Source organism: Pseudomonas putida (assembly GCF_026625125.1).
In the GTDB taxonomy this organism is placed as follows: Bacteria; Pseudomonadota; Gammaproteobacteria; order Pseudomonadales; family Pseudomonadaceae; genus Aquipseudomonas; species Aquipseudomonas putida_X.
Genome location: NZ_CP113097.1, coordinates 5,449,174 through 5,467,048, shown reverse-complemented (window position 1 = coordinate 5,467,048; position 17,875 = coordinate 5,449,174). Strand labels below are relative to the sequence as shown.

Genomic DNA, 17,875 nt, shown 5'->3' with positions numbered 1-17,875 from the left:
CTTACGCTGCTACAGGCCTTGCGCAATCTGGGTGGTGCGGGGGACCCGCGCAAGAGCCCTCACAGGTGCGCCACGCTCAACCCATCTCGCTTCGCAACCGCTCGATCCGCTGGTCCTTCTCGATCCACAGCTGATTCACCCAAGCCTGCACGGTCTGGCGGAATGCCGGGTCATTCTCGTAATCCCCGGCCCACAATGCCGGGTCCAGTTCACGCACCTGAATGTCGATAACCACGCGGCTGATGCTGCCGTTGAGCAGGTCCCAGAACCCCGGTGCCTTGTTGCCGGGGTATACGATGGTCACGTCCAGCAGCGCATCTAGCTGCTCGCCCAGCGCCGCCAGTACAAACGCCACGCCCCCTGCCTTCGGCTTGAGCAGGTAGCGGTACGGTGACTGTTGTGCCTGGCGCTTGGCTTCGGTAAACCGGGTGCCCTCCAGGTAGTTCACCACGGTCACCGGCTGACGCTTGAACAGCTCACAGGCCGCTTTGGTGATCTCCAGGTCCTTGCCCTTGAGCTCGGGGTGTTTCTCCAGGAACGCCTTGCTGTAGCGCTTCATGAACGGGTAATCCAGGCCCCACCAGGCCAGGCCCAGCAGGGGTACCCAGATCAGTTCCTTCTTGAGGAAAAACTTGAAGAACGGCGTGCGGCGGTTGAGGCTTTCGATCAGCGCGGGAATGTCTACCCAGCTCTGGTGGTTGCTCACGGCCAGGTAGGAGGTGTCTTTACGCAGGTTTTCGACGCCGCGGATATCCCACTGGGTTGGGATGCACAAGGCGAAAATGGCCTTGTCGATTTCCGACCAGGCTTCAGCGACCCACATCACGGCAGCGGAGGCATAGTCACGCCAACGGCCCGGCAGCACCAGTTTGAGCAGAGCGAAGACCAGCAGCGGGCAGATCAGCACCACGGTGTTGAGCAGCAGCAGGGTGGTCGTAAGAATGCCGGTCAGCAGGCGACGCATAGGGAAACTCTTGTTGTGGGATTTGAACGGGCGGCAATGATAAGCAGCGCCGCAGCCTACGCCAAATGTCCAATGCCCAGCGGCCAGGACAAATGTTTCACATTATGTTGTTTACCCTTGTGACAGCGAACCTATCCTGCCTGCACAGTCTAAGCACACAACCCTTTCAAGGAAGCCTGCCTGTGAAACCAATGCTAGCCCTGTTGTCGCTGTTGGCGCTGCCGGTAATGGCCGCGGAGCCTACGCTTTACGGCCGTTACGAGAACATTTCTTTGCCTGAACTGGGCGAAACCCTGAAGGCCAAGATGGATACCGGGGCTTACACCGCTTCGTTGTCGGCCAAGGACATCGAGCGCTTCACGCGCGACGGCGAGGACTGGGTGCGTTTCCGCCTGGCGACCAAGGCGTCCGACGGCAAGGTCTACGAGCATAAGGTTTCGCGGATCAGCAAGATCAAGAACCGCGCTGACGAAGACGACGAAGGCGATGCGCCCGAGCTGTCGCGCCGGCCGGTAATCGACCTTGAATTGTGCCTGGGTGATGAGAAGCGCACCGTGGAAGTGAACCTGGTCGACCGCAGCAGCTTCAACTACCCATTGCTGGTGGGTGCCAAGGCGTTGCGCGAATTCAAGGCCGCGGTAAATCCGGCAAAACGCTTCACTGCGGGCAAGCCTGACTGCTGAGCAGTCGCGAGCCGCAAGCTGCAAGCTACAAGCTGCAAGTTAAAGCAGATCGGTGTAAGTTCATGCGATCCGCTTTTACTTGAAGCTTGAAGCTTGAGGCTTGCAGCTCAGATGCCCCACATTCTCATCGTCGAAGACGAAGCCGCCATCGCCGATACCTTGGTCTACGCCCTGCAGGCCGATGGCCATAGCACCGAATGGGTCACCCTCGGTGGTGTAGCCCTGGAGCAACAGCGGCTGCGCCCTGCCGACCTGATCATCCTCGACATCGGTCTGCCCGATATCAGTGGTTTCGAAACCTGTCGCCAGCTGCGCCGCTTCAGTGAGGTGCCGGTGATGTTCCTCAGTGCGCGTGATGGTGAAATCGACCGTGTGGTCGGCCTGGAGATCGGTGCGGACGACTACGTGGTCAAACCCTTCAGCCCGCGTGAAGTGGCGGCGCGGGTTCGTGCGATCCTCAAGCGCATGGCGCCGCGGCAAGAAACCACCACCGAGGCGCTACTGTTCCAGCTCGATACCCTGCGCATGCAAATCAGCTATCGCGCTCAGCCACTGGTGCTGACGCGCCATGAGTTCCGCCTGTTGCAGTGCCTGCTCGAACAGCCACAACGTGTGTTCAGCCGCGAACAGTTGCTCGATGCCCTGGGGGTGGCCTCCGACGTCGGTTATGAACGCACCATCGACAGCCATATCAAGAGCCTGCGCGCCAAGCTGCGCCAGGTAGCTGCCGACGCCGAGCCGATCCAGACCCACCGCGGCCTGGGTTACAGCTACAGCCCGGAACACGCCTGATGCGCCTGGGCATTCGGATCTTTCTGGTGTACTTCCTGTTCGTCGGCTTGGCCGGTTACTTCCTGCTCAATACCGTGCGCGAGCAGATCCGCCCTGTGGTACGCCAGTCTTCCGAGGAAACCCTGGTCGACACGGCCAACCTCCTGGCCGAGATCCTCCACGATGACGTCAAGGCCGGTACCCTGGCCCAGAGCCGCCTGCCTGAGGTGCTCAAGGCGTACGGCTTGCGCAGCCCGGGCGCGCAGATCTGGGGCCTGGCCAAGAACCAGGTCAGCCACCGCATCTACGTGACCGATGCCAAAGGCATCGTGCTGCTCGATTCCAGCGGCCAGGACCTGGGCAAGGACTATTCGCGCTGGAATGACGTGTACCTGACGCTGCGCGGCCAGTACGGTGCTCGTTCCACCCGCAGCGTGGAAGAGGATGAAAGCACCTCGGTGATGCACGTGGCCGCGCCGATCGTTGACCAGGGGCAGGTTATCGGCGTGGTCACAGTGGCCAAGCCCAACAGCTCGCTGCAACCGTATATCGACCGCTCCGAGCAGCGCTTGCTTGGCCTGGGGGTGGGGCTGATCGGCATGGGCCTGTTGATCGGCGCTGCGCTGTCTTGGTGGCTGGCCCGCTCCCTGCGCCGGCTGGCCCGTTATGCGCAGGCGGTCAGCGAAGGCCAGCGCGCCGCGTTGCCTTACTACAAGGGCGGTGAGCTGGCGCACCTGGCCAATGCGGTGGAGCGCATGCGCACACAGCTTGAGGGCAAGGCGTACGTCGAACGCTACGTTCACACCCTGACGCACGAGTTGAAGAGCCCGCTGGCGGCTATACGCGGTGCGTCTGAATTGCTCCAGGGTGATATGCCTGCCGAACAGCGGGCGCGCTTTGCCGGCAACATCGAGCGTGAAAGCGAGCGGCTGCAGCAGATGATCGAACGCTTGCTCAACCTGGCGCGGGTCGAGCAGATGCAGGCGCTGGAAGAGGAGCAGCAGGTTGCCTTGGCCCCGTTGGTCGATGAGCTGCTGCTGGCGCATGCCGCACGCATCGACGCAAACGGCCTGCAGGTGCGCCAGCGGGTGCCGGCAGGGATGTGGCTGCTGTGCGATCCGTTTCTCATGCGCCAGGCGCTGGCCAACTTGCTCGACAATGCGCTGGATTTCACCCCGCCGGGCGGGGCGCTGCTGTTCGAGCTGGAGCGCGATGGCGAGCGGGTGGCGCTGAGCCTGTTCAATCAGAGGGAGGCGATACCCGCGTATGCCATCGGCCGGGTTGCCGAGCGTTTCTATTCGCTGCCGCGGCCGGGGAGTGGGCGCAAGAGCACCGGGCTGGGGCTGAACTTTGTGGATGAGGTGATGCAACTGCATGGTGGGTCGCTGGCGGTGGATAACGTCGATGGCGGGGTCCGGGTGCGGTTATGGCTGCCGGTGCGGCGCGTGAGCTGAGATTGTTGGGGCTGCTTTGCAGCCCATCGCCGGCAAGCCAGCTCCCACAGGTACTGCGCAGGGTTCGGGCTTTGCGTTGGCGCTGCTTTGCAGCCCATCGCTGGTAGGCCAGCCCGCAGGTACTGCGCAGGGTTCGGGCGTTGCGCTGGACCTGTGGGAGCTGGCTTGCCAGCGATTTGGCCCTCGAAAATACACACGATCTCCACACACGCTCCTCAATGCCTCCATGCAAGGCGCAGACACTGCGCCCACTGCCAATGGAGGCCCCTATGAACAAGACCCTCGGTTACAAACTCGGCATGATCGCCGTGCTCATCATGCTGCTGCTCTTCCCGTTGCTGCTGATCAACGGCCTGATCGATGAACGCCAGGCCCTGCGTGACAACGTACTGCAGGACATCGCCCGTAGCGCCAGTTTCGACCAGCAGATCAGCGGGCCGCTGCTGGTGGTGCCGTACCGCAAGGTGCAGCGCCGCTGGATCGACAAGGACGGCCAGAGCGTGCAGGAAACCAGCACTGTCGCCGGCCACCTGTATTTCCTCCCGGAAACCTTCGATGCCGACCTCGGCGTGGACACCGAACTGCGGGCGCGCGGTATCTACCAGGCGCGGCTGTTCCATGCCAAAGGGCGACTTGCGGGCCGTTTCCAGCTGCCGGAGCGCTGGGGCATCGACAAGGACTTCGACGACTACCGCTTCGACAAGCCGTTTCTGGTGGTCGGCATAAGCGACATCCGCGGCATTGAAAATGCCCTGGAACTCGACATCGATGGCCAGCGCCTGGCGTTCGAAGCCGGGACCAGGCTGGACTGGCTGCGCAGTGGCGTGCACGTCGCGCTGCCGCAACTGGATGGCCAACAGGCCCGTGCGTTCACCTACGGTTTCGATCTGGCACTGCAAGGCACCGGGCAACTGCACCTGTTGCCAGTGGGCCGCACCAGCAGCGTGGACATGCGGGCCAACTGGCCGCACCCCAGTTTCGTTGGCAGTTACCTGCCAAGCCGCCGCGAAATCGACGACAAAGGCTTCAGCGCGCACTGGCAGACCTCATTCTTCGCCACCAACCTTGAAGATGCCCTGCGCCAATGTGCCGGCAGCGGGCAGTGTGCGGAGTTCAGCGAGCGGACCTTCGGGGTGAGTTTCATCGACCCGGTGGACCAGTACCTCAAGAGTGAGCGGGCCATCAAATACGCGCTGTTATTCATCGCCCTGACCTTTGCCGGTTTCTTCCTGTTCGAGGTGCTGAAGAACCTCAGCGTGCACCCCGTGCAGTACACCCTGGTGGGGGTGGCTCTGGCGTTCTTCTACCTGCTGTTGCTTTCGTTGTCCGAGCACATCGGTTTTGGTCTGGCGTATGGCCTGTCAGCCTCGGCCTGCGTGTCGCTGCTCGGCTTCTACCTGCGCCACGTATTGCGCAGCCTGATGCGTGGCGTGAGCTTTGCGGCGGGGCTGGCGGTGTTGTACGCCCTGCTCTATGGGCTGCTCAGTGCCGAGGACTATGCGCTGTTGATGGGGTCGCTGCTGTGCTTTGGCTTGCTGGGTGTGTTCATGGTGCTGACCCGTCGCCTGGACTGGGCCCGGGTGGGGAGGGCGGCATGAGGGAGGACAGAGAGATCGGGCGGTGGCTGGCTCACAGGATTGGGCAGCTGTTTCCTGTGATGCCCCGCTGAGGCCGATGGTTGCCATGCTGAGCAATCGCCGGCAAGCCCCACAGGTTCGCTGCAGTTCTGAAGGGCAGTCCACATCCCTGTGGGGGCAACTGTCTTGCTCAACGTGCAAAAGCTGGCGCGATCCCGGTGGGAGCCGGCTTGCCGGCGATTGCGGTGTATCAGGCGTTCGGTGCTGTGGCGACCATCGACGGCCGCTTGGCCACCTCGGCATACCACGCCGCCAACCCTGGCTGCTGCTCCCGCCAGCCGAAATCGGGCTGGCGCAAGTCCAGGTAGCCCAGCGCACAGGCCACGCCAATCGCGGCCAGATCAAAGCCGGATATCAGTTCAGCCAGGTGCTCCTGCTCCAGGTTGGCCAGGCTGCGGCGGATTTTCTCCCGCTGCGCTTCGAGCCAGCCGTCCCAGCGCTTGTCCTCAGGCCGCAGGACGCTCTCATAACGGCTGGAAACCGCCGCATCCATGATTGCATCGGCCTGCGACACCAGCGTCATGCGCCGCCAGCGCGCCGAGCCCTCGCGCGGCAGCAGCGGCAGGCCGACATGCTGCAGGTCGAGGTATTCGCAGATGACCCGGCTGTCATGCAGCACAGTGCCATCCTCCAGGCGCAGGGCCGGGATCTTGCCGATCGGGTTGCCGTGGTTGAGCTGGTCATCGCCGCTGACCGGGGTGATGTTCACCCCCTGCAGCGCCACGCGCTCAAGCTGCCCGGTCTCGTGCAGCACGACCATCACCTTGCGCACGAATGGCGACAGCGGTGAGTGGAACAGGGTCATCGTGCTCATGGTTCAGTTGCCCTGCAGGCTGGGTGGCAGGCACACACCGGTGCCGCCGATACCGCAGTAGCCGTCTGGGTTCTTGGCCAGGTACTGCTGGTGGTAAGCCTCGGCGAAGTACACGGTCGGCGCCTGGTCGATTTCGGTGGTGATCTCGCCGAAACCGGCCTTGTTCAGCTCGGCCTGGAAGGCGTCGCGGCTGGCTTTGGCTTCTTCGAGCTGCTGGGGCGAGGTGCAGTAGATGGCCGAGCGGTACTGGGTGCCGACGTCGTTGCCCTGGCGCATGCCCTGGGTCGGGTTGTGCAGCTCCCAGAACATCGCCAGCAACTCGCGGTAGCTGACCTTGTCCTTGTCGAACACCACCAGTACGACTTCAGTGTGGCCAGTCAGGCCCGAGCAGACTTCTTCGTAGGTGGGGTTGGGGGTAAAGCCGCCCGCATAGCCGACCACGGTGCTGACCACGCCTTCACGCTGCCAGAAGCGGCGCTCTGCGCCCCAGAAGCAACCCAGGCCGAAGATCGCGAAGTCGACGCTGCCTTCAAAGAACGGGCCGAGCAGCGGGGTGTCTTTGAAGACGTAGTGGAACTCGGGCAGGGACATTGGCGTTTCGCGGCCAGGCAGGGCCTGTTCCGCGGTTGGCATGACGTTTTTGTTCACCAGGATTTCCGAACGCAGGACCATGGCCGTTCCTCTGTGTTTTCAGTTGGGCAGGATGTGGCCTCATCGCCGGCACGCCAGCTACACCAGCAACCCCACAGGCTTTGCTAACGGTGCCTACCTGTGGGAGCCGGCTTGGCGGCGATGAGGCCCGAATGGGCTCTATAGTGCCCGAGGATTACGCAGCTGTCAGGCCATTGGACCGCGCGGATAGCGCTTGAGTCGTTCGGCCAGCTCCCGCCCCGGGATCGGCCGGTCGAACAGATACCCTTGGCCCACATCGCAACGATGCCGGCGCAGGAAGGCCAGCTGTTCAGGCGTCTCGATCCCTTCTGCCACCACCTTGAGCTTGAGGTTGTGGGCCATGGCCACCACCGCCGAGGTGATCTCCATGTCGTCCTGGTTGTCGGGGATTTCGTTGATGAAGCTGCGGTCGATCTTGATGATGTCGATCGGGAATTTCTTCAGGTAGCTCAGCGACGAATAACCGGTGCCGAAGTCATCCATGGCCAGGGTCAGGCCCAGTGCCTTCAGCTCGTCGAGCTGACGGTGGGTATCCTCGGTAGCTTCCAGCAGCAGGCCCTCGGTCAGCTCCAGCTCCAGCAGGTGCGCAGGCAGGGCTTCTTCGTGGAGGATCGAGGCGATCGACGCCACCAGGTCGGGGTCGGAGAACTGCTTGGGCGACAGGTTGATGGCCACGTGCAGGTTGCCCATGCCGGCCTCGCGCAGTTGCTGGCTCATTCGGCACGACTGGCGCACCACCCACTTGCCGATGGGGATGATCAGGCCGGTTTCTTCCGCCACGCTGATGAACTGGTCCGGGCGGATCATGCCGCGCTCGGGGTGGTTCCAGCGCAGCAGTGCTTCGAGCCCCAGCAGGCGGCCACTGCGCAGGCACAGCTTGGGCTGGTAGAACACCTCCAGCTCGTTCTGGGTCAAGGCGCGGCGCAGGTTGTTCTCGACGAACAGCTTGTAGCTGGCTTCGGCATTGAGCACTTCGGTGAATACCTGCACCTGGTGCTTGCCGTTGGCCTTGGCCTTGTGCAGGGCAAGGCCGGCATTTTTCATGAGGGTGGTCGGGTCACTGCCGTGCAGCGGCGCGCAGGCCAGGCCTACCGAGGCGGTCACGTTGATCAACTGGTTGTCGACGAACATCGGCTTGTCGAGGGTGCGCAGCAGCTGCTGGGCGACGCCCTGCCCGTCTTCCAGGCTGGTGTCGTCGAGCAGCACGGCGAATTCGTTACTGGCGAAGCGGGCCAGCACGCCGCCAACGCTCAGGCTGTTGCGCAGGCGCCGGGCCAGGCTGATCAGCAGCTTGTCACCGGTCTGGTGGCCAAGGCTGTCGTTGATCCGCTTGAAGTTGTCGATATCCACCAGCAGCAGGCAGATCGGGCTCTGCTCATCCCGGGCGAAGCGCTCGTCGAGGCTGCGGATGAACGCCGGGCGGTTGCCCAGGTTGGTCAGGTTGTCGGTGTAGGCCAGGCGCTCGATGCGCTGCTGGGCCAGCTTGGTCTGGGTGACGTCTTCGTAGATGCCGATGTAATGGGTGAGCTCACGGTTGTCGCCATACACCTTGGAAATCGACAGCTGGCCCCAGTAGGGCTCAAGGTTCTTGCGCCGGCTTTTGAATTCGCCCTGCCAGCTGTTGCCCATGGCCAGGCTCGACGGGGTGTCGAACAGCAGTTCGCTGAGATTCTCCAGCGCCGGCAACTCTGCCAGGTGGTGGCCTTGTACTTCATCGGTGCTGTATTGGGTGATCGCGGTGAAACTTGGGTTGACGTACTCCACCACGCCGTCGCGGTTGACCAGCAGGAAGGCGCTGGCGCTTTGCTCCACCGCGCGCTGGAACAAGTGCAGGGCGCTGGCGGCGGTGCGCCGGTTATGGTTGGTGATGACCTGGGCGAACTGGTCGGCCAACTCACCGGCAAAGGCGATTTCGTCCGACTGCCAGGTCCGCGGCTGGCCGGTCTGCTCCAGGCACAGCACGCCAACCACCTGGCCATCGACGCGGATGCTGGCATCGAGCATGGCATTGTTGTCGGCGTAGAGGCTCTCGGCCAGTTCACGGGTGCGCGGGTCGTGGTTGGCGTTGTGGGCATCGATGGCGCGGCTGGCGTGCAGGGCATCGAGGTAGTCGGGGAAGCGGCTGGCATCGATGGGCTCGGGCAGGCGATGCACTTGCTCGCTGCGCAACCAGGCGCTGATCGGCTCCAGGCGCTGGTCTTCCAGGTGCCAGATGCTGGCGCAGTCCACCTTGTAGATCTCGCAGGCGCTGCGGGTTATCAGTTGGGCGGCTTCGAGCAGCGAATTTTCCGCGCTGTAGCGCTGGCGGGCGAGGCGCAGGATCAGGTCCTGCTGGCTGCGCACGCGCTCGAGGTGTTCCAGCTGTTCCTGCTGGGCGCGCTGGTTCAGCTGCAGGGCAAGTTGCAGGCGGCTGTTACGCGATTCGAGGTCGTCGGCATCCACTTCGACAGCCTCTTCGGGCAGGTCGTCGAGTACCGTCAGAAACCCGCGCAACAGCTGGCGGTTGTGCTGCCTGTAGGCTTCACCCGCTTCGAGCAGGCGCAGCGAGCGCGGCTGGGCATGCAGGGTGTAGCGCACACGGTAATAGCCACGGGTGCTCAGTTGCCGCTGGATCTCGTCATGCAGCCGGTAGCGGGCCTCAGGCTCCATCAGGCTGGCATACGGTGAATCGACCAGCGCGCACAGCTGGGAAGCCGCTAGCCCGAACTGGCGCTCGCAGGCTGGGTCGAGGTAAAGCATTGCCCAAGTGGCTTCGTTGAGCCTTTCGAAACGCAGCATGCCGAGCCGTGAAGGCACGGGAAGCTGCGTGACGACCTCGGCCGCCACACGGCTGGCGGCATCGGGTTGGCTTTTCATCGAAGACTCGCTTGAAGAGGTGACGCGGCCTGGGCGGCGGCGCATCTGGCAAGGTTGCATCATGTCCCGGAGGCTGGCAAGCGGCCATGAGGGGTGTCATGTATATGTTTTCGGCTGTGGTGGCCGATTCCTTAGCGATCCTGCAAAAGCAGGGGCTTCATCGCGCCCTTACAGGCAAAAAAAGCCCCGCCAGGTGGCGGGGTTGAGGTACGAGCGTGGCAGCTCGAAAAGGGTACCTGCCCCCAAAGGAGGGCAGGCTGGCTGCGTGTTACAGCAGCATGGTGCGGATATCCGCCAGCACGTCGCCCAGGCGCTTGGTGAAGCGCGCGGCGGCCGCGCCATTGATCACACGGTGATCGTAGGACAGCGACAGCGGCAACATCAGCTTCGGCTGGAAGGCTTTGCCATCCCAGACGGGCTGCATGGTCGCCTTGGACACACCGAGGATCGCCACTTCAGGCGCGTTGACGATCGGCGTGAAGCCGGTGCCGCCAATGTGGCCGAGGCTGGAGATGGTGAAGCAGGCGCCTTGCATGTCGTCAGCCGACAGTTTCTTGGTGCGTGCCTTCTCGGCCAGCGCTGCGGCTTCGGCAGCCAGTTGCAGCAGGCTCTTCTGGTCGACGTTCTTGATCACAGGGACCAGCAGGCCGTCCGGGGTGTCCACGGCGAAGCCGATGTGCACGTACTTCTTGCGGATCACGGCTTTGCCGCTTGGCGCCAGCGAGCTGTTGAAGTCCGGCAGTTCCTTGAGCAGGAAGGCGCAGGCCTTGAGCAGCAGTGGCAGTACGGTCAGCTTGACGCCAGCCTTCTCGGCCACGGCCTTCTGCGCCACGCGGAAGGCTTCCAGCTCAGTGATGTCGGCGGAGTCGAACTGCGTTACGTGCGGCACGTTCAGCCAGCTGCGGTGCAGGTTGGCGGCACCGACCTGCATCAGGCGGGTCATTGCCACTTCTTCCACTTCACCGAACTTGCTGAAGTCCACCACCGGGATCGGCGGGATGCCGGCGCCGCCGGTCGCGCCAGCAGCTGCCGGTGCGTCCTTGGCCTTCTGCATGACCGACTTGACGTACACCTGCACGTCTTCTTTCAGGATGCGGCCGTGCGGACCGGTCGCGGTGACCGCGCCCAGGTCTACGCCGAACTCGCGGGCCAGCTGGCGAACAGCAGGGCCTGCGTGAACCTTGGCGTTGCTGCCGGCAGCCGGCGCGGTAGCGACCGGTGCAGGGGCAGCAGCTGGAGCAGCGGCAGCAGGTGCGGCGGCCGGAGCAGCCTCAGCCTCAGCCTCAGCCTTGGCCGGTGCAGCAGCGGCAGGCGCTGGTGCAGCAGCCGGAGCGGCGCCTGCAACTTCCAGCTTGAGGATCAGGTCACCGGTGCCGACTTCGTCGTCCAGCTTGGCGATCACTTCCTTGACCACACCTGCGGCGGGCGAAGGGATCTCCATGGAGGCCTTGTCCGACTCCAGGGTAATCAGCGACTGGTCGGCTTCGACGGTGTCGCCGACCTTGACCAGTACTTCGATGATCTTGGCCTTGCCCGACGAACCGATGTCCGGTACGTGGATATCCTGCACGCTGGCGGCAGCAGGGGCTGCAGCCGGCGCAGGGGCGGCTTCGGCAGCTGGCTTTTCAGCAGCAGCCGGAGCGGCGGCAGGCGCAGGTGCGGCAGCGGGAGCCTCGGCCGCCGCAGCGGCGCCCTCGGCTTCCAGTACCAGCAGCTCGTCGCCTTCTTTCAGGCGATCGCCCAGCTTGACCTTCAGTTCCTTGATGACACCGGCCTTGGGGGCCGGGATTTCCATGGAGGCCTTGTCGGACTCCAGGGTCAGCAGGCTCTGGTCAGCCTCGATACGGTCACCGACCTTGACGAACAGCTCGATGATTTCACCTTCACCGCTGCCGATGTCAGGTACGCGAATGAGTTCGCTCACTTAAAAATACTCCTCAGCAGTCCAGTGGGTTGCGCTTGTCCGGATCGATGCCGAACTTGACGATGGCGTCGGCCACCACCTTCGGTTCGATCTCGCCACGGTCAGCCAAGGCTTCCAGGGCAGCCAGCACCACGAAGTGGCGGTCGACTTCGAAGAAGTGACGCAGCTTCTTGCGGCTGTCGCTGCGACCGTAGCCATCGGTACCCAGGACCTTGAACTCTTTGCTCGGTACCCACTGGCGAATCTGTTCGGCGAACAGCTTCATGTAGTCGGTGGACGCGATGACCGGGCCTTTGCGACCGGCCAGGCACTCTTCGACGTAAGTCTGCAGAGGCTTCTGGCCAGGCTTGAGGCGGTTGGCGCGTTCCACGGCCAGGCCGTCGCGACGCAGTTCGTTGAAGCTGGTGACGCTCCACACGTCGGCACCGACGTTGAACTCTTCACGCAGGATCTTCGCCGCCTCGCGGACTTCGCGCAGGATGGTGCCGGAGCCCATCAGCTGAACGTGGTGCGCGGCTTCGCGGGTATCTTCTTCCAGCAGGTACATGCCCTTGATGATGCCTTCCTCGACACCGGCCGGCATGGCTGGCTGCTGGTAGGATTCGTTCATCACGGTGATGTAGTAGAAGATGTCCTGTTGCTCTTCGGTCATCTTCTTCATGCCGTCCTGGATGATCACCGCCAGCTCGTAGCCGTAGGTCGGATCATAGGTGCGGCAGTTCGGGATGGTGCCCGCCATCATGTGGCTGTGACCGTCTTCGTGCTGCAGGCCTTCACCGTTGAGGGTGGTACGGCCGGCGGTGCCGCCGATCAGGAAGCCACGGGTGCGGCTGTCGCCAGCGGCCCAGGCCAGGTCGCCGATACGCTGGAAGCCGAACATCGAGTAGAAGATGTAGAACGGCAGCATCGGCTGGTTGTGGCAGCTGTACGAGGTACCGGCAGCGATGAACGACGACATGGCGCCGGCTTCGTTGATGCCTTCCTCGAGGATCTGGCCCTTCTTGTCTTCGCGGTAGAACATCACCTGGTCTTTATCGACTGGCTCGTAGAGCTGGCCGACCGACGAGTAGATGCCCAACTGGCGGAACATGCCTTCCATACCGAAGGTACGGGCTTCGTCCGGGATGATCGGCACGATGCGCTGGCCGATGTCCTTGTCCTTGACCAGCTGCGCAAGGATACGCACGAAGGCCATGGTGGTGGAGATTTCGCGGTCGCCCGAGCCGTCCAGGATCGCTTTCAGCGTTTCCAGAGGCGGGGTCGGCACGCTGAAGCTCTTGGCACGGCGCTGCGGTACGAAGCCACCCAGGGCTGCGCGGCGCTCGGCCAGGTACTTGGCTTCGGCCGAACCTTCTTCGGGCTTGTAGAACGGCAGGTTCTCAAGGTCGGCATCCTTGACCGGGATGTCGAAGCGGTCACGGAAGTGGCGCAGGCTGTCGACGTCGACCTTCTTGGTGTTATGCGCGGTGTTCTTGGCTTCGCCAGCACCGGTGCCGTAACCCTTGATGGTCTTGGCCAGGATGACGGTTGGCTGCTCTTTGTGGTTGACTGCCTGGTGGTAGGCCGCATAGACCTTGTACGGGTCGTGACCGCCACGGTTGAGCTTCCAGATCTCGTCGTCGGACAGGTCTTCGACCATGGCCTTGAGCTCTGGGGTGTTGAAGAAGTTCTCACGAACGTACGCGCCGTCTTTGGCTTTGTAGTTCTGGTACTCGCCGTCGATGACTTCGTCCATGCGGCGCTGCAGGGCACCGTTGGTGTCCTTGGCCAGCAGTGGGTCCCAGAAGCGGCCCCAGACGACTTTGTTGACGTTCCAGCCGCCGCCACGGAACACGCCTTCGAGTTCCTGGATGATCTTGCCGTTGCCGCGAACCGGGCCGTCGAGGCGCTGCAGGTTGCAGTTGATGACGAAGATCAGGTTGTCCAGCTTCTCGCGGCCGGCCAGGGCGATGGCACCGAGGGATTCCGGCTCGTCGCACTCGCCGTCGCCCATGAAGCACCAGACCTTCTGCTTGCCGGCCGGGATGAAACCACGGGCTTCCAGGTACTTCATGAAGCGCGCCTGGTAGATCGCCTGGATCGGGCCCAAGCCCATCGAAACGGTCGGGAACTGCCAGAAGTCAGGCATCAGCCATGGGTGCGGGTACGAAGACAGGCCTTTGCCGTCCACTTCCTGACGGAAGTTGTTCATCTGCTCTTCGTTGATGCGGCCTTCCATGAAGGCACGGGCGTAAACGCCTGGCGAAGCGTGGCCCTGGAAGAAGATCAGGTCGCCGCCGTGTTCTTCGGTCGGGGCCTGGAAGAAGTAGTTGAAGCCGATGTCATACAGGGTGGCACTGGAGGCGAAGCTGGAGATGTGGCCGCCCAGGTCCGAATCCTTCAGGTTGGTGCGCATCACCATGGCCAGCGCGTTCCAACGCACCATCGAGCGAATGCGGCGTTCCATGAACAGGTCGCCAGGCATGCGTGCTTCGTGGGTGACAGGGATGGTGTTGCGGTATGGCGTGGTGATCGCGTACGGCAGCTGAGAGCCACTGCGGGTGGCCAGCTCGCCCATGCGGGTCATCAGGTAATGAGCGCGGTCTTCGCCTTCTTTGTCGAGGACCGACTCCAGGGCATCCAGCCATTCCTGGGTTTCGATTGGATCGAGGTCTTGCATGGCTTGCTCCAGGGCGGAAAGGCCACCAGAATCGGGGGCCTGAGTTTGCGACTGGCCTTATGGGCAGACGTCGTGAATTCTTGGATTACCGGAGTGTGACCCGGCGGCGTGTAGTTTTACTACATTTGCTTTCGCATTTCATGCTTTTGCACGGGTGGGGTAGTAGTAAAACTACACAAATGCGACGTTTGGTCGCACCGTGGCTTGTGAGGAAAAACGTTCATGTTGGTTGGCATTGTGCTACGAGCGGGTGATTCTTGATGTTTCTTGCCAATGATTCGTTTTTTTCAGCTATTTCCAACTTTTGTACGACAGTCCAACCGTGGTCCGGTTTCCTCGTGGCCGCTTTTTCCTCTCTCTTTCTCGCCGATCAAGGATAGACCATGCGCCTGCCTTTGCCGCTCGAACTGCCTGCCTCCCTGCAACCGCTGGTCGCCCGTAATCGGCAGTTTCTGCTCGATGCCCTGAGCAGCCACCCGGCGCTCGACCCGAACGCCTGGAGCCCGGCTCACCGGCAACAGTTCGACCAGGTGGCCGCCGCCAGCGACTTCGTGCTCGGCCTGGCCCAGCGTGAGCCGGCGATGCTGTTTGCCCTGCTGGCCAGCGGCGAGATGGACCGCCGTTATGCGCCGGGCGAGCTGCGTGGGCACATTGCGGCAGCCGCCCAGGCGGCGTCGAGTGAAGACGAGCTGGCACGCAACCTGCGCCGCGAGCGCAACCGCCAGCAGCTGCGCATCATCTGGCGCGATATCACCCGCCAGGCCGAACTGGGCGAGACCTGCCGTGACCTGTCCGACCTGGCTGATGCGGCCATCGACGAAGCTTATCAATGGTTGTATCCGCGCCACTGCCAGCAGTTCGGTACGCCGATCGGCAACCGCAGCGGCGAACCGCAGCATATGGTGGTGCTGGGCATGGGTAAGCTGGGGGCGGTCGAGCTCAACCTGTCATCGGATATCGACCTGATCTTCGCCTTCCCCGAGGGCGGTGAGACCGAAGGGGTCAAGCGCTCGCTGGACAATCAGGAGTTTTTCACCCGTCTGGGCCAGCGCCTGATCAAGGCGCTCGACCCGGTCACCGTCGATGGCTTCGTGTTCCGCGTCGACATGCGCCTGCGCCCCTACGGCTCGGCCGGTGCGCTGGTGCTCAGTTTCAATGCCCTGGAGCAGTACTACCAGGATCAGGGCCGCGACTGGGAACGCTACGCGATGATCAAGGCGCGGGTGGTGGCTGGCGACCAGGCGGCAGGCGCGCAATTGCAGGAGATGCTGCGCCCGTTCGTGTACCGGCGTTACCTGGACTTTTCGGCGATCGAAGCGCTGCGCACCATGAAACAGCTGATCCAGCAGGAGGTACGGCGCAAGGGCATGGCCGAGAACATCAAGCTCGGTGCCGGTGGCATCCGTGAAGTGGAGTTCATCGCCCAGGCCTTCCAGCTGATCCATGGCGGGCGCGACCTGAGCCTGCAGCAGCGGCCATTGCTGAAAGTGCTGGCGACCCTGGAAGGCCAAGGCTATCTGCCGCCGGCTGTGGTGGCGGAGCTGCGCGAAGGCTATGAGTTCCTGCGCTATACCGAGCACGCCATCCAGGCCATTGCCGATCGCCAGACGCAGATGCTGCCCGATGATGAGACTGACCGTGAACGCGTGGCCTATGTGCTTGGCTTTAGCGGCTGGCAGCGTTTCCACGACCAGCTGATGCACTGGCGCGGCCGTGTCGACTGGCACTTCCGCCAGGTCATTGCCGACCCGGATGAAGAAGACGGCGAGGGTGACCTGGTGGTTGGCGGCGAGTGGTCGCCCTTGTGGGAGCAGGCGCAGGATGAGGAGGCCGCCGGCCGTCAGCTGGAGGAAGCCGGGTTCCAGCAGCCCGCCGAAGCGTTGCGCAGGCTGGCGGGGCTGCGTGCCAGCCCACAGTTGCGTTCGATGCAGCGCATCGGCCGTGAACGCCTGGATGCCTTCATCCCGCGCCTGCTGGCCCAGGCGGTCGAGCATGACAACCCTGACTTGGTGCTGGAACGGGTGTTGCCGCTGGTCGAAGCTGTGGCGCGGCGTTCGGCCTACCTGGTGCTGCTGACTGAAAACCCGGGGGCCTTGCGCCGCCTGCTGACCCTGTGTGCTGCCAGCCCGTGGATCGCCGAACAGATTGCCCGTTACCCATTGCTGCTCGATGAGTTGCTCAATGAAGGCCGCCTGTTCAGCCCGCCGCTGGCGCCGGAGCTGGCCGCCGAGCTGCGTGAGCGGCTGACGCGCATCCCCGAGGACGATCTTGAGCAACAGATGGAGGCCTTGCGCCACTTCAAGCTGGCCCACAGCCTGCGCGTGGCCGCTTCCGAAATCAGTGGCAACCTGCCATTAATGAAAGTCAGCGACTACCTGACCTGGCTGGCCGAAGCCATTCTTGACCAGGTGCTGGCCCTGGCCTGGCGCCAGACCGTGGCGCGTCACGGCCAGCCCAAGCGCACCGATGGCAGCCTGTGCGACCCGGGCTTCATCATCCTTGGTTACGGCAAGGTAGGCGGCCTTGAGTTGGGCCACGGCTCGGACCTGGACCTGGTGTTCATCCACGACGGTGACCCGCAGGCGGAAACCGATGGCGCCAAGCCGATCGACAGCGCGCAGTTCTTCACGCGGCTGGGCCAGCGCATCATCCATTTGCTGACCACGCAAACCAATTCCGGCCAGCTGTATGACGTCGACATGCGCCTGCGGCCCTCGGGCGCTGCGGGGCTTTTGGTCAGCTCGCTGGGCGCGTTCGAGCGCTACCAGCAGAACGAAGCCTGGACCTGGGAACATCAGGCCCTGGTGCGCGCCCGCGTGCTGGTGGGCTGCAAGCAGGTGGCGGCAGCGTTCGAGGGGGTGCGTGCCAAGGTTCTGGGCCAGGCCCGTGACCTGGACAAGCTGCGCAGCGAAGTCAGCGAGATGCGCGCCAAGATGCGCGACAACCTCGGCACCAAGGCTACCGCCGCAGGCACCGCGGGCAATGCCTTCGATGCGGGGATGGCGTTCGATATCAAGCAGGATGCCGGCGGTATCGTCGATATCGAATTTATGGTGCAATACGCCGCTTTGGCCTGGTCACACGACCATCCGGCCATACTGCGCTGGACCGATAACATTCGCATTCTGGAAGAGCTGGAGCAGGCAGGCTTGATGCCGGCCAGCGATGCGGTTTTGTTGCGTGAAGTGTACAAGGCGTTTCGCTCAGCCTCGCACCGGCAGGCCCTGCAGAAGCAAGCCGGGGTGATCGATGCGGCACAGTTTATCGATGAGCGCCGCGACGTTCGAAGGATTTGGGCGCAGCTCGGTTTGACTTGAGGGCCAATCGCCGGCAAGCCGGCCTCCAGAGGGCGCTGCAGTACCTGAGGCCTGCATGCCCCCTGTGGGGCCTGCTTGGTGGCGATTGGGGCGCGAAGCGGCCCGGGTGGTACACTGTCCGCCA

Annotated in this window: 11 protein-coding genes; 5 read left to right on the top strand and 6 right to left on the bottom strand. The window is 63.3% G+C overall.

The features are described 5' to 3' along the window. Positions 1-76: 76 nt before the first annotated feature. Entirely contained in the window at positions 77-964 is an 888-nt protein-coding gene (locus tag OSW16_RS25190; RefSeq protein ID WP_267819322.1) for an acyltransferase, read from the bottom strand. Between the two features lie 182 nt (positions 965-1,146). Here OSW16_RS25190 and OSW16_RS25185 point away from each other — a divergent pair, with 182 nt between their 5' ends. From OSW16_RS25185 to creD, 4 genes are all read left to right on the top strand, one after another. Beyond that, complete coding sequence (locus OSW16_RS25185) at positions 1,147-1,647, top strand: ATP-dependent zinc protease (RefSeq protein WP_267819320.1); 501 nt, start codon at positions 1,147-1,149, stop codon at positions 1,645-1,647. A gap of 111 nt (positions 1,648-1,758) precedes the next feature. Beyond that, complete coding sequence (creB, locus tag OSW16_RS25180) at positions 1,759-2,439, top strand: two-component system response regulator CreB (protein WP_267819318.1); 681 nt, start codon at positions 1,759-1,761, stop codon at positions 2,437-2,439. Further along, positions 2,439-3,872 (top strand): two-component system sensor histidine kinase CreC, encoded by a 1,434-nt coding sequence (gene creC / locus OSW16_RS25175; RefSeq protein ID WP_267819316.1) that lies wholly within the window; start codon positions 2,439-2,441, stop codon positions 3,870-3,872. Before creB ends, creC begins: the two co-directional genes overlap by 1 nt. Before the next feature lie 269 nt (positions 3,873-4,141). Continuing rightward, a complete protein-coding gene (creD, locus tag OSW16_RS25170; protein ID WP_267819314.1) occupies positions 4,142-5,470 on the top strand; it encodes a cell envelope integrity protein CreD in 1,329 nt (442 codons plus the stop codon). A 229-nt stretch (positions 5,471-5,699) separates the two neighbouring features. Here creD and OSW16_RS25165 read toward each other — a convergent pair whose 3' ends face one another. The 5 genes from OSW16_RS25165 to aceE all read right to left on the bottom strand — a co-directional run bounded on the left by OSW16_RS25165 (position 5,700) and on the right by aceE (position 14,434). Beyond that, complete coding sequence (locus OSW16_RS25165; RefSeq protein ID WP_267819312.1) at positions 5,700-6,323, bottom strand: glutathione S-transferase; 624 nt, start codon at positions 6,321-6,323, stop codon at positions 5,700-5,702. Between the two features lie 3 nt (positions 6,324-6,326). Continuing rightward, on the bottom strand, positions 6,327-6,995 hold the full coding sequence (gene msrA, locus OSW16_RS25160) for a peptide-methionine (S)-S-oxide reductase MsrA (RefSeq protein WP_267819310.1): 669 nt from the start codon (positions 6,993-6,995) through the stop codon (positions 6,327-6,329). 165 nt (positions 6,996-7,160) lie between these two features. Continuing rightward, positions 7,161-9,851: a putative bifunctional diguanylate cyclase/phosphodiesterase gene (locus OSW16_RS25155; RefSeq protein WP_241805649.1), complete on the bottom strand. Its 2,691-nt coding sequence runs from the start codon at positions 9,849-9,851 to the stop codon at positions 7,161-7,163. 268 nt (positions 9,852-10,119) lie between these two features. Then, positions 10,120-11,775 (bottom strand): dihydrolipoyllysine-residue acetyltransferase, encoded by a 1,656-nt coding sequence (gene aceF / locus OSW16_RS25150; RefSeq protein ID WP_267819308.1) that lies wholly within the window; start codon positions 11,773-11,775, stop codon positions 10,120-10,122. 13 nt (positions 11,776-11,788) lie between these two features. Continuing rightward, a complete protein-coding gene (aceE, locus tag OSW16_RS25145; RefSeq protein ID WP_267819306.1) occupies positions 11,789-14,434 on the bottom strand; it encodes a pyruvate dehydrogenase (acetyl-transferring), homodimeric type in 2,646 nt (881 codons plus the stop codon). A gap of 383 nt (positions 14,435-14,817) precedes the next feature. On the opposite strand from aceE, the gene glnE reads away from it, so the two are divergent. Further along, positions 14,818-17,751 (top strand): bifunctional [glutamate--ammonia ligase]-adenylyl-L-tyrosine phosphorylase/[glutamate--ammonia-ligase] adenylyltransferase, encoded by a 2,934-nt coding sequence (gene glnE / locus OSW16_RS25140; protein ID WP_267819304.1) that lies wholly within the window; start codon positions 14,818-14,820, stop codon positions 17,749-17,751. Positions 17,752-17,875 lie beyond the last annotated feature (124 nt).

Coding starts and splice junctions, on each gene's coding strand:
- OSW16_RS25190 (WP_267819322.1), bottom strand. CDS start 964: ATGCGTCGCCTGCTGACCGGCATTCTTACGACCACCCTGCTGCTGCTC.
- creB (WP_267819318.1), top strand. CDS start 1,759: ATGCCCCACATTCTCATCGTCGAAGACGAAGCCGCCATCGCCGATACC.
- creC (WP_267819316.1), top strand. CDS start 2,439: ATGCGCCTGGGCATTCGGATCTTTCTGGTGTACTTCCTGTTCGTCGGC.
- creD (WP_267819314.1), top strand. CDS start 4,142: ATGAACAAGACCCTCGGTTACAAACTCGGCATGATCGCCGTGCTCATC.
- OSW16_RS25165 (WP_267819312.1), bottom strand. CDS start 6,323: ATGAGCACGATGACCCTGTTCCACTCACCGCTGTCGCCATTCGTGCGC.
- msrA (WP_267819310.1), bottom strand. CDS start 6,995: ATGGTCCTGCGTTCGGAAATCCTGGTGAACAAAAACGTCATGCCAACC.
- OSW16_RS25155 (WP_241805649.1), bottom strand. CDS start 9,851: ATGAAAAGCCAACCCGATGCCGCCAGCCGTGTGGCGGCCGAGGTCGTC.
- aceE (WP_267819306.1), bottom strand. CDS start 14,434: ATGCAAGACCTCGATCCAATCGAAACCCAGGAATGGCTGGATGCCCTG.
- glnE (WP_267819304.1), top strand. CDS start 14,818: ATGCGCCTGCCTTTGCCGCTCGAACTGCCTGCCTCCCTGCAACCGCTG.